Raw genomic sequence first — 13,350 nt, 5'->3', positions numbered from 1 at the left:
CGTCACGATGATAATGTTCTGATTAGATTGGAAAAATCTTCTTTTATGTCGTGGCTTTCTTCGCGTAACTGCTCAATCTTGCGACAAGCGTGCAGCACGGTCGTATGGTCACGGCCACCAAACGCATCGCCGATTTCCGGCAGACTGTGGTTGGTTAACTCCTTTGCCAGCGCCATCGCCATCTGACGCGGACGCGCCACCGAGCGGGAACGACGTTTAGACAGTAAATCTGCCACTTTGATCTTGTAGTACTCAGCCACCGTCTTTTGAATATTGTCGATGGTGACCAGTTTTTCCTGCAATGCCAACAAATCGCGCAGTGCTTCACGCACAAAATCGATGGTGATCGCACGACCGGTGAAGTTGGCATTGGCGATAACGCGGTTCAGCGCCCCTTCCAGCTCACGCACGTTGGAACGCAGGCGCTTGGCGATGAAGAACGCCACTTCACCCGGTAGGCGGATGTCGTTCTCATCGGCTTTCTTCATCAGGATCGCGACGCGGGTTTCCAGCTCAGGTGGCTCGATCGCCACGGTAAGGCCCCAGCCGAAGCGGGATTTCAGACGATCTTCAACGCCGTTGATCTCTTTAGGATAACGATCCGAGGTCAAAATGATCTGCTGATTACCTTCCAGCAGAGCGTTGAAGGTGTGGAAAAATTCTTCCTGCGATCGTTCTTTATTGGCAAAGAACTGGATGTCATCGATCAGCAGCGCGTCAACGGAACGGTAGTAGCGTTTAAACTCTTCGATCGCATTGTTTTGCAGGGCTTTTACCATGTCCTGAACGAAGCGCTCGGAGTGCATATACACCACTTTCGCGTTGGGCTTGCGCGCCATAATGCCGTTACCTACCGCATGCAGCAGGTGGGTTTTACCCAGACCCGTGCCGCCATACAGGAACAGCGGGTTGTAAGCACCGCCGGGGTTATCGGCAACCTGACGGGCTGCCGCGCGCGCCAGCTGGTTCGACTTACCTTCAACGAAGTTATCGAACGTGTGTTTCACGTTAACGTTAGAGCGGTAGGTTGGCTCTGCGGGGGCAGGGACGTTATCCCAGCCCTGACGAGCGGGTGCAACGCGAGGCGCCGGAGCCGGAACAGCCTGAGCGGGCGCGGCTACATTTACGGTTTCACGAACGGTTTGGGTGACCGGCTTTGTGCCCACTTCAAAACGCAGCTGTGGGACATCTGACCCGCAAAAATCGTTCAGCAGGCCATTGATGTTATTGAGGTACTTGTCTCTTACCCAATCGAGCACAAAACGGTTTGGCGCATACAAAGCCAGCGTGTTATCGCTCAGCTCCGCCTGCAACGGGCGGATCCACATACTGAATTCTGTGGCTGGTAACTCATCCTGCAATCGGGCAAGACACTGCTGCCAAAGCGAAAGTGACACGGCGGACTCCACTCGAACAATAAAAGAAAACTATTGAATATTCATGATTGTTGGCGCACATCGACATGACCCTGCGTAAAGGGGGACGTGCGAATTGCTATCTGCAATTTATCCTGACCAGGATCCTGGGATCCCGATCGGGACCGCGGATCATAGCGTAAACTGAGCCAGAGATCTTCTGTTTCTCACAGATTCTTCCCGATTTATCCACAGGAAGATCCGAAACCGGGTAAGTGTAAACGATCCTGGCGCGAGTGCCCCGCGATTTAGCCCGCATATTGGAAAATTTAATGAGCAGCGACAATTTATTGCTTAAATGATCTAACGAAGATCCGGGACGATCCTTGCGCTTTGTTGGCGAGGCCGTATAATCCTCGACCCGGCGCGTGATGCTCATCTTCCTGCGTCGTCCGTTGCTCATTTTCCACGCGAAATCGTGCGGAAATACGCGGGAAATAAGGAAAGAGAATTGACTCCGGAGTGTACAATTATTACAATCCGGCCTCTTTAATCACCCACGGCTTCGGCGTCCGTCATTCGAAACTCGGTCGGGCATCCGCAAAAGTCATGAATTTTTTCAAGTTTAGGTAGAAATCGCCATGAAACGCACTTTTCAACCGTCTGTACTGAAGCGCAACCGTTCTCACGGCTTCCGTGCTCGTATGGCTACTAAAAATGGTCGTCAGGTTCTGGCACGTCGTCGTGCTAAAGGCCGCGCTCGTCTGACCGTTTCCAAGTAATAAAGCTAACCCCTGAGTGGTTAAGCTAGCATTTCCCAGGGAGTTACGTTTGTTAACTCCCACTCATTTCACTTTCGTCTTCCAGCAGCCACAACGGGCTGGCACGCCGCAAATCACCATCCTCGGCCGCCAAAATTCGCTGGGGCATCCCCGCATCGGTCTCACAGTCGCTAAGAAAAACGTTAAGCGTGCGCATGAACGCAACCGGATTAAACGTCTGACGCGTGAAAGCTTCCGTTTACGTCAGCACGAACTGCCTTCTATGGATTTCGTGGTGGTGGCTAAAAAGGGGGTTGCCGACCTCGATAACCGTGCTCTCTCGGAAGCGTTGGAAAAATTATGGCGCCGCCACTGTCGCCTGGCTCACGGGTCCTGATAGCCCTCATTCGGGTCTATCAACGCCTGATTAGTCCGCTACTCGGGCCGCACTGCCGTTTCACACCAACATGCTCAAGCTACGGAATTGAGGCATTGCGCAGGTTTGGAGTGATAAAAGGCAGTTGGTTGACGGTGAAACGCGTATTAAAATGCCACCCTTTACACCCCGGTGGAGACGACCCCGTCCCCCCAGGACCTTTTGATACCAGAGAACACTAACGATGGATTCGCAACGCAATCTTCTTATCATCGCTTTGTTGTTCGTGTCTTTCATGATCTGGCAGGCATGGGAGCAGGATAAAAATCCTCAACCCCAGCAGCAGACCACGCAGACCACGACCACCGCAGCGGGTAGCGCCGCCGACCAGGGCGTACCGGCCAGTGGCCAGGGGAAACAGATTACGGTTAAGACCGATGTGCTTGAGCTGACTATCAACACCCGTGGTGGTGATGTTGAGCAGGCGCTGCTGTTGACCTACCCGAAAGAGCTGAAGTCTAACGAACCGTTCCAGTTACTGGAAACCACACCGGAGTTCCTGTATCAGGCGCAGAGCGGCCTGACCGGTCGTGATGGCCCGGATAACCCGGCTAACGGTGCGCGTCCACTGTATAACGTCGAGAACGACACCTTTGTACTGGCTGATGGCCAGAACGAACTCGTTATCCCGATGACCTACACCGACGCGGCAGGCAACACCTTCACCAAAACCTTCACCCTGAAACGCGGTGAGTATGCGGTGAACGTGGGCTACAGCGTACAGAACGCCGGTGCGAAACCGCTGGAACTGTCTACCTTCGGTCAGCTGAAGCAGTCCATCAATCTGCCGTCACACCGTGACACCGGAAGCAGCAACTTTGCGCTGCATACCTTCCGTGGCGCGGCGTACTCCACGCCTGATGCGAAGTACGAGAAATACAAATTCGACACCATTGCCGATAACGAAAACCTGAACGTCAGCTCCAAAGGCGGTTGGGTCGCAATGCTGCAGCAGTATTTCGCGACCGCGTGGATCCCGAATAACGACGGTACGAATAACTTCTACACCGCGAACCTGGGCAACGGTATTGCAGCCATCGGCTACAAATCACAGCCTGTTCTGGTTCAGCCGGGTCAAACCGGTAAGCTGGCAAGCACCCTGTGGGTCGGCCCGGAAATCCAGGACAAAATGGCCGCTGTTGCGCCGCACCTGGATCTGACCGTGGATTACGGTTGGTTGTGGTTCATCTCTCAGCCGCTGTTTAAGCTGCTGAAGTTCATCCACAGCTTCCTGGGTAACTGGGGCTTCTCCATCATCGTTATCACCTTCATCGTGCGTGGCATCATGTACCCGCTGACCAAAGCGCAGTACACCTCCATGGCGAAGATGCGCATGCTGCAGCCGAAGATTCAGGCGATGCGTGAGCGCCTGGGCGATGATAAACAGCGTCAGAGCCAGGAGATGATGGCCCTGTATAAGGCAGAGAAAGTGAACCCACTGGGTGGTTGCTTCCCGCTGCTGATTCAGATGCCAATCTTCCTTGCGCTGTACTACATGCTGATGGGTTCCGTTGAGCTGCGCCACGCGCCGTTCGCCCTGTGGATCCATGACCTGTCCGCACAGGACCCGTACTACATCCTGCCGATCCTGATGGGCGTGACGATGTTCTTCATCCAGAAAATGTCGCCAACCACCGTGACCGACCCGATGCAGCAGAAGATCATGACCTTTATGCCGGTCATCTTCACCGTGTTCTTCCTGTGGTTCCCGTCAGGTCTGGTGCTGTACTATATCGTCAGCAACCTGGTGACCATCATCCAGCAGCAGCTGATTTACCGTGGTCTGGAAAAACGTGGCCTGCATAGCCGCGAAAAGAAAAAGTCCTGATTCGGTAAGATAACGCTAAAATAAGGGCGGTCGATTGACCGCCTTTTTTATTTGTATTGAACGAGAGCAACCATGAGCCATAACGACACTATCGTCGCCCAGGCAACCCCACCGGGACGCGGTGGTGTAGGCATTCTGCGCATCTCCGGCCTGAAGGCACGCGAGGTGGCTGAAGCGGTGCTGGGTAAATTGCCAAAGCCGCGCTACGCTGATTATCTGCCGTTTAAAGATGCCGACGGCACGCCGCTGGACCAGGGCATTGCGCTGTGGTTCCCCGGCCCGAACTCCTTTACCGGCGAAGACGTGCTGGAACTTCAGGGCCACGGCGGCCCGGTTATCCTCGACCTGCTGTTAAAACGTATTCTGACCCTGCCTGGCCTGCGCATTGCGAAGCCGGGCGAATTCTCCGAGCGTGCCTTCCTGAACGACAAGCTCGACCTGGCACAGGCCGAGGCGATTGCAGACCTGATCGACGCCAGCTCTGAACAGGCGGCCCGCTCCGCCCTGAACTCGCTGCAGGGAGCGTTTTCCGCACGTGTGAATCACCTTGTGGAAGCACTTACTCACCTGCGAATCTATGTCGAAGCGGCTATCGACTTCCCGGACGAGGAGATCGACTTCCTCTCTGACGGCAAAATCGAAGCCCAGCTGAACCAGGTGATGAGCGATCTGGATGCCGTCCGCGCCGAAGCGCGTCAGGGCAGCCTGCTGCGTGAAGGGATGAAGGTCGTCATTGCTGGTCGCCCTAACGCCGGGAAATCGAGCCTGCTGAACGCCCTGGCGGGCCGTGAAGCGGCGATCGTCACCGACATAGCCGGGACCACCCGCGACGTGCTGCGCGAGCATATCCACATCGACGGGATGCCACTGCACATTATCGACACCGCGGGCCTGCGCGATGCCAGCGATGAAGTCGAGCGTATCGGTATTGAACGCGCCTGGCAGGAGATTGAGCAGGCCGACCGCGTGCTGTTTATGGTAGATGGCACCACGACCGACGCCGTTGACCCGGCGGAGATCTGGCCGGACTTTATCGCCCGTCTGCCGGCCAAGCTGCCTATCACCGTAGTGCGTAACAAAGCGGACGTTACCGGCGAAACGCTGGGCATCAGCGATGTGAATGGTCACTCACTTATTCGCCTTTCGGCACGTACAGGGGAAGGCGTGGACGACCTGCGTAATCATCTCAAGCAGAGCATGGGCTTTGACACCAGCATGGAAGGTGGCTTCCTGGCGCGTCGCCGTCACCTGCAGGCGCTGGAAGAGGCGGCACGCCATCTTGACCAGGGCAAAGCGCAGCTGATTGGTGCGTGGGCGGGTGAACTGCTGGCGGAAGAGCTGCGCCTGGCGCAGCAGAATCTAAGCGAGATCACCGGGGAGTTTACGTCGGACGATCTGCTGGGACGGATCTTTTCGAGCTTCTGTATTGGTAAGTAATTCCCGCTAATCAATGGTGATTTCCTCCTGGGAAATCACCATTGTCCAAATGGCAACTCGCCTAAACCCTTTTCACCCCCTATTCTGCATGCCTGCATTTATGGGGGGTTTATGGCGCGTTTTCTGTTTTGTAGTTTCGCATTAGTTCTGCTTTATCCGTCGGGTATTGATATGTATCTGGTGGGATTACCGCACATCGCCAGCGATCTGGGTGCCAGCGAAGCGCAGCTGCATATCGCGTTTTCGGCCTACCTCGCAGGAATGGCGTCGTCGATGGTCTTTGCCGGGAAGATCGCGGATAAGGCTGGCCGTCAGCCCGTCGCAATAACCGGAGCCATTATCTTTGCCCTGGCCTCTCTTCTCTGCTCACAGGCACAGAACAGCACCTTGTTCCTGGCAGGAAGGTTCATCCAGGGCATTGGTGCCGGCGGCTGTTACGTGGTGGCGTTTGCTATTTTGCGCGACACCTTAAGCGCCCAGCGCCGTGCTAAAGTGCTCTCCATGCTGAACGGGATAACCTGCATCATTCCGGTGCTGGCACCGGTTGTAGGCTATCTGATCATGCTGAAATTCCCGTGGCAGAGCTTGTTCTGGACCATGGCTGCAATGGGCGCCCTGGTCTTTATGCTGTCGATCGCCGTACTGAAAGAAACCCACCCGGGCTCGCAGAATCCCAGCCATACCGCGACCATTCATCCGGCAGAGAAACTTCTCAATCGCTTTTTCCTCAGCCGTCTGGCCGTAACCACGTTAAGCGTGGCGGTGATCCTGACGTATGTAAACGTTTCCCCGGTGTTGCTGATGGAGACCATGGGTTTCGATCGCGGTGAGTATTCAACGGTGATGGCATTAACCGCTATGGTCAGTATGGCCGTCTCATTTTCTACCCCCTTCGCGCTGAATCTCTTCCGCCAGCGCACGCTGATGCTGACCTCGCAGGTACTGTTTCTCGCCGCAGGTGTGGTTCTGGCAACCACCAGCTCGCATGCGCTGATGCTGGTGGGCATTACGCTCATCTGTGCCGGGTTCTCGGTTGGCTTTGGCGTGGCGATGAGTCAGGCGCTTGGCCCGTTCTCGCTGCGGGCAGGCGTGGCAAGCTCGGTGTTGGGGATCGCGCAGGTCTGCGGCTCGTCTCTGTGGATATGGCTGGCGGCGGTCATCGGACTTAACGCGCTCAATATGCTGATCGGGATTCTGATTGGCTGTAGCATAGTCTGCATCACCTTACTTATGGTCATCCAGCCCGCGGCACAGTATGAAGAAGCCCATCAGCAGTCTCGATCTTAACCTGTTGCTTTGCCTGCAGCTTTTGCTGCAGGAGCGCAGCGTCACCAAAGCCGCAAAGCGGATGAACGTGACGCCGTCGGCGGTGAGTAAATCGCTGGCCAGGCTGCGCGACTGGTTTGACGACCCGCTGTTTGTCAAAACGCCGTTAGGGCTGCTGCCTACGCCGCTGACGGTCAGCCTGGAGCAGGATTTGGCCGACTGGATGCAGATTGGCAACCAGATCCTCGATAAATCTCACCATGATTCGCCTGGCGGGCTGACGTTTGTGCTGGCCGCCGAAACGCCGCTGATGCTCATCCGCTTTAACGCCCTGCTTGAGCAGGTGAACCAGCGTTATCCTCAGGCGACGGTGAAGATGCGTCACTGGGATTACGACTCGCTGGACGCCATTACGCGCGGGGAAGTGGACGTTGGCTTCACTGGTCGCGAAACCCACCCGCGCTCGCGTGAACTGCTGAAGCTGATGCCGTGGTTTATCGACTACGAAATCCTGTTTAGCGACCGTCCATACGTCTATTTGCGTGAGGACCACCCCGCTCTGCAGGAGGAGTGGAATCTGGAGACCTTCCTGCGCTATCCCCATATCAGTATCTTCTGGGAACGGAGCGACACCTGGGCGCTGGATGAGGTGCTAAAAGAGATGGGGCGGGAGAGAAACATTGCCATGTGTTTGCCGGGCTTTGAGCAGTCGATGTTTATGGCGGCGCAGCCCGGTCATAACTATATCGCCACGGCTCCCCACTACTGTCGCCACTACAATGAACTCCACCAGCGGAAGCTGATCGCGCTTCCTATTCCCATTGACGAAGCGCAGGCTGAAAAGCTGACCGTTCCCTTCACGCTGATCTGGCATAAACGGAACAGCCATAATCCGAAAATCCTCTGGCTGCGGGAGACCATCAAGGCGTTGTACGGTGGCAGCGATCCAATTTTTGCCTAAGAAAATGTAAAGTTCGGCCTTCAGGCTTCTCTTACTCCGATTTACTGATTAAAACAGGAGTCAAGTTAAGCGATAATCATGTAACCGTTTAACCGATTACGACCATTATCAAGGAGCGAAAAATGGCAACGCACTTTGCAAGAGGGATACTTACAGAAGGACGTCTCGTATCGGCCAGACTCTCTTCAGCCTGTCACAGTGAGGCGCTCAAACTCCCCGAACACCGCAGGACGCGGTTTTTAGCCTCGAGAGCACTTCTCGCAGAACTGCTGTTTATGCTGTACGGCACCAGCGAACTGCCGGAGATCGTCACGCAACCTGAAGGCCGCCCGGTCTTTGCTGACCCGGAACTCCCCCGTTTTTCCATTGCCTATACGGGCAATATCATTGGCGTGGCGCTGACCACCGAAGGGGATTGCGGGCTGGATATGGAGCTTCAGCGTGCAACGCGGAGCTTCCACGGCGCAAGCCCGCACGATGACTACCCGCTCTCCAGTAATGAGAAGCTGTGGGTACGCAACCAGAACGACTCCGTCGAGGCCAGAGCCCAGCTCATCACCCTGCGCCAGAGTATTCGCAAGCTCTGCGGATGCGCTTCAGACGACGCCAGTCTGTTGCAATTGTTGCCCGGCTCCGGACGCCTGCGTGCTGCTAAAGCTACGCTTGTAGAGGCGCTCAGCGATGCAGAAGATGTGTTGATATGGTCTGTTGCAGTTAGCCCAGCCATCGAACGGCTAAAGATTTGGGAATTTGACAGTAAAGAGGGATGGAGTAGCCTTCCGGATGTGCCCGAGCGCGCCAACGAGCCCGCCGCACGCCTGATACGTTTAACCAGTTTACCGGCAGAAAAAGCATTTACCCATAGCTGATCCAATCAGGGTCATCATGATGAAACAGGAGTAATCATGTCTGATACGTTGAAAGTAGTTACGTTACTGGGAAGCCTGCGCAAAGGTTCATTTAACGGAATGGTTGCCCGCACGCTGCCGCAGCTGGCCCCGGCAGGTATGGAAATTAGCGCCCTGCCATCTATTGGCGATATCCCGTTGTATGATGCAGATGTCCAGCAGGAAGAGGGGTTCCCGCAGAGCGTGGAGGCGATAGCCGAGCAGATCCGCCAGGCCGACGGTGTGGTCATTGTCACGCCGGAGTATAACTACTCGGTTCCGGGTGGCCTGAAGAACGCGATTGACTGGTTATCCCGTTTACCGGAGCAGCCGCTGTCTGGCAAACCGGTGCTGATCCAGACCAGCTCAATGGGCGCGATTGGTGGCGCACGCTGCCAGTATCACCTGCGTCAGATCCTGGTGTTCCTGGATGCGATGGTGATGAACAAGCCGGAATTTATGGGTGGTGTGATTCAAAACAAGGTCGACCCGCAGACGGGTGAAGTGGTGGATCAGAGCACGCGTGACCATCTCTCTGGCCAGCTGACCGCGTTTGGGGATTATATTAAGCGGGTGAAGGCGTAAGCCGGAGCGGCCTGATGCCCTCACCCTGGCCCTCTCCCACGTGGAGAGGGAACAAACCTGTTTATTTCGCGTCAATAAACACAATCTTCAACACAAACAGCAGCGCAACGATAATCACGCACGGGCTGAGTTCGCGGAAACGGCCGGTACCGATCTTCATCACGCAGTAAGAGATAAAGCCCAGCGCGATACCTTCGGTGATCGAGAAGCTGAACGGCATCATCACGGCGGTAATAAAGGCCGGCACCGCTTCGGTTAAATCTTCCCACTTCACGCGCGCCAGGCTCGACGTCATCAGCACGCCCACGTAAATCAGCGCGCCGGCAGCCGCATACGGTGGAACCATACCCGCCAGCGGAGAGAGGAAGATCACCAGCAGGAACAGGATACCCACCACCACCGCCGTCAGGCCGGTACGGCCACCCACGGACACGCCGGAAGAGGATTCAATGTAAGCGGTAACAGATGAGGTGCCGATGAAAGAGCCGGCGACGGACGAGATGCTGTCCACATACAGCGCCTGCTTCATGCGCGGGAATTTGCCTTTCTCGTCAGCCAGACCCGCTTTGTCCGTCACGCCAATCAGCGTACCGGAGGAGTCAAACAGGTTGACCAGCATGAAGGAGAAGATCACGCCCGCCAGGCCCAGGTTCAGGGAACCCGCCAGGTCAACGTGACCAATCACGGTAGAGACGCTCGGCGGCGCAGAGACAATACCGCTGTAATGCACGTCACCCAGCATCCAGCCCAGCAGCGTGGTCACGATGATAGAGACCAGCACCGCAGCGTGGATGTTGCGCGACGCCAGGATCGCGATGATGAAGAAGCCCAGCACGCCCAGCAGCACGCTGTGCGAGGTCAGGTTACCGATGCTCACCAGCGTTTCCGGGTTCGCCACGATCACACCGGCGTTTTTCAGCCCCATCATGCCGATGAACAGACCGATACCGCTGGTGATACCCACGCGCAGGCTCACCGGGATATTGGCAATCATCCAGTAGCGGACGCGGAAGATGGTCAGCAGCAGCAGGCCGACCGCACCCCAGAAGATAGCGCCCATACCAACCTGCCACGGCAGGCCCATCGCCTGAACCACCACGAACGCGAAGAACGCATTCAGGCCCATAGCGGGTGCCAGCGCCACGGGCAGGTTAGCGAAAACGCCCATCAGGATGCTGCCAAGCGCCGCAATCAGGCAGGTGGTTACAAAGACGGCGCTGGTGTCCATGCCAGCGACGCCCAGAATTTGCGGGTTCACAAAAACGATATAGACCATCGTCAGGAAGGTGGTGAAACCGGCGATCACTTCGGTGCGTGCCGTTGTGCCGTGCTCGCGCAGTTTGAATACGCGCTCAAGCAGACCCTGACCAGATGTCTGGGTTGTGTGTTGTTGACTCATCATCAATTTCCGAACAAGGAGGGAAAATTCGTCGCTATCCTATACCAAAATGCGACAATAGTGGCGGTTACGGGATACTTTTTTCATTGATTATGCTTATACGGCAACGATTGCGTCTCGTAAATCTGTCGTACGTAAACGTTAAACTTGTTAAAAGGGAAGGACATGTCCGGAATTGAAGCGGTATTTTTCGACTGTGACGGTACGCTGGTCGACAGTGAGGTCATTTGTTCCCGCGCGTATGTCGCCATGTTCCAGGAATTTGGCATTACGCTCGATCTCGAAGAGGTGTTCAAACGCTTTAAGGGCGTGAAGCTGTACGAGATCATCGACATCATTAACGAAGAGCACGGGGTGGATCTGGCGAAAGCGGATCTGGAGCCTGTGTACCGCGCCGAGGTCGCACGCCTCTTTGACTCAGAACTGGAAGTTATTGCCGGGGCTAACGCGCTGCTGGATGCGATGACGGTGCCAATCTGCGTAGTTTCCAACGGTCCGGTCAGCAAAATGCAGCATTCACTGGGCAAGCTTGAAATGCTGCACCACTTTCCGGAAAAACTGTTCAGCGGCTACGATATCCAGCGCTGGAAGCCCGATCCGGCCCTGATGTTCCACGCGGCGAAAGCAATGAACGTCAACGTGGAGAACTGCATTCTGGTGGATGACTCGCCTGCGGGCGCCCAGTCGGGGATTGATGCGGGGATGGAGGTGTTTTACTTCTGTGCCGATCCGCACAACAAGCCGATCGATCATCCAAAAGTGACGACCTTTACCGATCTGGCGCAATTGCCAGAGTTGTGGAAGGCACGCGGGTGGGATATTACGCGTTAAGCTAACGTAGGGCGGGTAAGCGCCAGCGCCACCCGCCACAAACATCACTCTTTCGGATCTTTACCCGCCAGCAGCTTGTCCAGCTCGTCGCCGCCCACGTGACGGAAGTCCTGACCCTTCACGAAGTAGAAAATATATTCGCAAATGTTCTGGCAGCGGTCGCCGATACGCTCGATTGAGCGCGCGCAGAACAGGGCCGTCAGCACGCTTGGGATGGTACGGGAATCTTCCATCATGTAGGTCATCAGCTGACGCACAATGCCTTCATACTCCTGGTCGACTTTCTTGTCTTCACGGTAGATACGCACCGCTTCGTCCAGATCCATACGCGCAAAGGCATCCAGCACGTCGTGCAGCATCTGCACAGTGTGGCGGCCCAGCGACTCCAGGCTCACCAGCAGCGGCTGATGCTGCTGGGAAAACTTCTCCAGCGCGGTGCGGCAGATTTTATCCGCCACGTCACCAATACGTTCCAGCTCGGCGATGGTTTTAATGATCGCCATTACCAGACGCAGGTCGCTCGCGGTCGGCTGACGCTTGGCGATAATACGCACGCAGGCTTCGTCGATCGCCACTTCCATCATGTTGACGTTATGGTCGCCTTCGATGACGCGCTTCGCCAGCTCGCTGTCCTGGTTATGCATTGCCGTAATCGCATCAGAAAGCTGCTGCTCGACCATGCCACCCATGGTCATCACCTGCGTGCGAATACTTTCCAGCTCTGCGTTGAACTGGCCTGAAATGTGTTTATTAAGATTGAGGTTGTCCATGGTTTCTCCACATGCACTAAGGCAAATCAACCGTAGCGGCCAGTAATATAATCTTCGGTTTGTTTCTTCGCGGGCCGGGTGAACAGCGCGTCCGTATCGCTGAACTCAATCAACTCGCCCAGGTACATAAACGCCGTGTGATCTGAGCAACGCGCAGCCTGCTGCATGTTGTGGGTCACGATAACCACGGTGTAATCCTGCTTCAGCTCGGTGATCAGCTCTTCAATACGGCCGGTTGAGATCGGGTCCAGCGCTGAACATGGTTCATCCAGCAGCAAGACTTCCGGGCGAATGGCGATACCGCGCGCAATGCACAGACGCTGCTGTTGACCACCGGAGAGAGAGTACCCGCTCTGATGAAGTTTATCTTTGGTTTCGTTCCATAATGCGGCCTTGGTCAATGCCCACTGCACGCGCTCGTCCATGTCCGCACGGGAGAGCTTCTCAAACAGGCGAACGCCAAACGCGATATTGTCATAGATGGACATCGGGAACGGCGTCGGTTTCTGGAACACCATGCCCACTTTGGCACGCAGCAGGGCGATATCCTGGGCCTGGGTCAGAATGTTTTCGCCATCCAGGATAATTTCACCTTCAGCGCGCTGCTCCGGATAGAGCGAATACATTTTGTTAAAGGTACGCAGCAGCGTGGACTTGCCACAGCCAGACGGACCGATGAATGCCGTGACCTGGTTCTTCGCGATATCCAGGTTGATGTTCTTCAGGGCATGGAATTTGCCGTAGTAGAAGTTCAAATCACGAACCTGAATCTTACCCGGGGCAGTATCAACCATACTCATTGACTCATTTCCTCATTCGACGCCGCGAGCTGCC

Annotated in this window: 14 protein-coding genes; 10 read left to right on the top strand and 4 right to left on the bottom strand. The window is 55.7% G+C overall.

Annotation, left to right across the window (positions count from 1 at the left end):
- Positions 1–2: 2 nt before the first annotated feature.
- Complete coding sequence (gene dnaA, locus OKF39_RS00905) at positions 3–1,397, bottom strand: chromosomal replication initiator protein DnaA (protein ID WP_032644944.1); 1,395 nt, start codon at positions 1,395–1,397, stop codon at positions 3–5.
- Positions 1,398–1,996: 599 nt separating this feature from the next.
- Here dnaA and rpmH point away from each other — a divergent pair.
- The 9 genes from rpmH to OKF39_RS00860 all read left to right on the top strand — a co-directional run bounded on the left by rpmH (position 1,997) and on the right by OKF39_RS00860 (position 9,516).
- The gene (rpmH, locus tag OKF39_RS00900; protein ID WP_000831330.1) at positions 1,997–2,137 is read left to right on the top strand and encodes a 50S ribosomal protein L34; all 141 of its coding nucleotides are present in this window, start codon (positions 1,997–1,999) and stop codon (positions 2,135–2,137) included.
- Positions 2,138–2,153: 16 nt separating this feature from the next.
- A complete protein-coding gene (rnpA, locus tag OKF39_RS00895) occupies positions 2,154–2,513 on the top strand; it encodes a ribonuclease P protein component (RefSeq protein ID WP_014072458.1) in 360 nt (119 codons plus the stop codon).
- Positions 2,477–2,734 carry a membrane protein insertion efficiency factor YidD gene (yidD, locus tag OKF39_RS00890; RefSeq protein WP_001307474.1) on the top strand — a complete coding sequence of 86 codons (258 nt, stop codon included), beginning with the start codon at positions 2,477–2,479 and terminating at the stop codon, positions 2,732–2,734. Before rnpA ends, yidD begins: the two co-directional genes overlap by 37 nt.
- Positions 2,735–2,736: 2 nt before the next feature.
- Positions 2,737–4,380: a membrane protein insertase YidC gene (yidC, locus tag OKF39_RS00885; RefSeq protein WP_028014931.1), complete on the top strand. Its 1,644-nt coding sequence runs from the start codon at positions 2,737–2,739 to the stop codon at positions 4,378–4,380.
- Between the two features lie 72 nt (positions 4,381–4,452).
- Positions 4,453–5,817 carry a tRNA uridine-5-carboxymethylaminomethyl(34) synthesis GTPase MnmE gene (mnmE, locus tag OKF39_RS00880; RefSeq protein WP_049137086.1) on the top strand — a complete coding sequence of 455 codons (1,365 nt, stop codon included), beginning with the start codon at positions 4,453–4,455 and terminating at the stop codon, positions 5,815–5,817.
- Positions 5,818–5,928: 111 nt separating this feature from the next.
- Positions 5,929–7,104: an MdtL family multidrug efflux MFS transporter gene (locus tag OKF39_RS00875; protein ID WP_479983402.1), complete on the top strand. Its 1,176-nt coding sequence runs from the start codon at positions 5,929–5,931 to the stop codon at positions 7,102–7,104.
- A complete protein-coding gene (gene yidZ / locus OKF39_RS00870; RefSeq protein ID WP_028014928.1) occupies positions 7,073–8,044 on the top strand; it encodes an HTH-type transcriptional regulator YidZ in 972 nt (323 codons plus the stop codon). The genes OKF39_RS00875 and yidZ overlap by 32 nt, the downstream gene beginning before the upstream one ends.
- Positions 8,045–8,166: 122 nt before the next feature.
- Positions 8,167–8,913 (top strand): 4'-phosphopantetheinyl transferase family protein, encoded by a 747-nt coding sequence (locus OKF39_RS00865; RefSeq protein WP_063437519.1) that lies wholly within the window; start codon positions 8,167–8,169, stop codon positions 8,911–8,913.
- Positions 8,914–8,949: 36 nt separating this feature from the next.
- Positions 8,950–9,516 carry an NADPH-dependent FMN reductase gene (locus tag OKF39_RS00860; protein ID WP_003861147.1) on the top strand — a complete coding sequence of 189 codons (567 nt, stop codon included), beginning with the start codon at positions 8,950–8,952 and terminating at the stop codon, positions 9,514–9,516.
- Positions 9,517–9,577: 61 nt separating this feature from the next.
- Here OKF39_RS00860 and adeP read toward each other — a convergent pair whose 3' ends face one another.
- Positions 9,578–10,915, bottom strand: coding sequence for an adenine permease AdeP (gene adeP, locus OKF39_RS00855; RefSeq protein ID WP_145965165.1), 1,338 nt, complete (start codon positions 10,913–10,915; stop codon positions 9,578–9,580).
- A gap of 165 nt (positions 10,916–11,080) precedes the next feature.
- On the opposite strand from adeP, the gene yieH reads away from it, so the two are divergent.
- Positions 11,081–11,746, top strand: coding sequence for a 6-phosphogluconate phosphatase (yieH, locus tag OKF39_RS00850; protein WP_248207980.1), 666 nt, complete (start codon positions 11,081–11,083; stop codon positions 11,744–11,746).
- A 44-nt stretch (positions 11,747–11,790) separates the two neighbouring features.
- Here the strand turns inward: yieH and phoU are convergent, their stop codons facing one another.
- Both phoU and pstB read right to left on the bottom strand, forming a co-directional pair.
- Positions 11,791–12,516, bottom strand: a complete 726-nt coding sequence (gene phoU, locus OKF39_RS00845; RefSeq protein WP_003861153.1) for a phosphate signaling complex protein PhoU — start codon at positions 12,514–12,516, stop codon at positions 11,791–11,793.
- A gap of 26 nt (positions 12,517–12,542) precedes the next feature.
- Complete coding sequence (gene pstB, locus OKF39_RS00840) at positions 12,543–13,316, bottom strand: phosphate ABC transporter ATP-binding protein PstB (protein ID WP_010426574.1); 774 nt, start codon at positions 13,314–13,316, stop codon at positions 12,543–12,545.
- Positions 13,317–13,350: the final 34 nt, after the last annotated feature.

It is taken from the genome of Enterobacter cloacae complex sp. HYC042_NIDB (genome assembly GCF_056673315.1).
This window is presented reverse-complemented; position numbering and strand designations above follow the sequence as displayed.

What these genes read in the sequence shown, in the direction of transcription:
- rpmH (WP_000831330.1), top strand. Translation starts at nt 1,997, where the DNA reads ATGAAACGCACTTTTCAACCGTCTGTACTGAAGCGCAACCGTTCTCAC.
- yidD (WP_001307474.1), top strand. Translation starts at nt 2,477, where the DNA reads ATGGCGCCGCCACTGTCGCCTGGCTCACGGGTCCTGATAGCCCTCATT.
- yidC (WP_028014931.1), top strand. Translation starts at nt 2,737, where the DNA reads ATGGATTCGCAACGCAATCTTCTTATCATCGCTTTGTTGTTCGTGTCT.
- mnmE (WP_049137086.1), top strand. Translation starts at nt 4,453, where the DNA reads ATGAGCCATAACGACACTATCGTCGCCCAGGCAACCCCACCGGGACGC.
- OKF39_RS00875 (WP_479983402.1), top strand. Translation starts at nt 5,929, where the DNA reads ATGGCGCGTTTTCTGTTTTGTAGTTTCGCATTAGTTCTGCTTTATCCG.
- yidZ (WP_028014928.1), top strand. Translation starts at nt 7,073, where the DNA reads ATGAAGAAGCCCATCAGCAGTCTCGATCTTAACCTGTTGCTTTGCCTG.
- OKF39_RS00865 (WP_063437519.1), top strand. Translation starts at nt 8,167, where the DNA reads ATGGCAACGCACTTTGCAAGAGGGATACTTACAGAAGGACGTCTCGTA.
- OKF39_RS00860 (WP_003861147.1), top strand. Translation starts at nt 8,950, where the DNA reads ATGTCTGATACGTTGAAAGTAGTTACGTTACTGGGAAGCCTGCGCAAA.
- adeP (WP_145965165.1), bottom strand. Translation starts at nt 10,915, where the DNA reads ATGAGTCAACAACACACAACCCAGACATCTGGTCAGGGTCTGCTTGAG.
- yieH (WP_248207980.1), top strand. Translation starts at nt 11,081, where the DNA reads ATGTCCGGAATTGAAGCGGTATTTTTCGACTGTGACGGTACGCTGGTC.
- phoU (WP_003861153.1), bottom strand. Translation starts at nt 12,516, where the DNA reads ATGGACAACCTCAATCTTAATAAACACATTTCAGGCCAGTTCAACGCA.
- pstB (WP_010426574.1), bottom strand. Translation starts at nt 13,316, where the DNA reads ATGAGTATGGTTGATACTGCCCCGGGTAAGATTCAGGTTCGTGATTTG.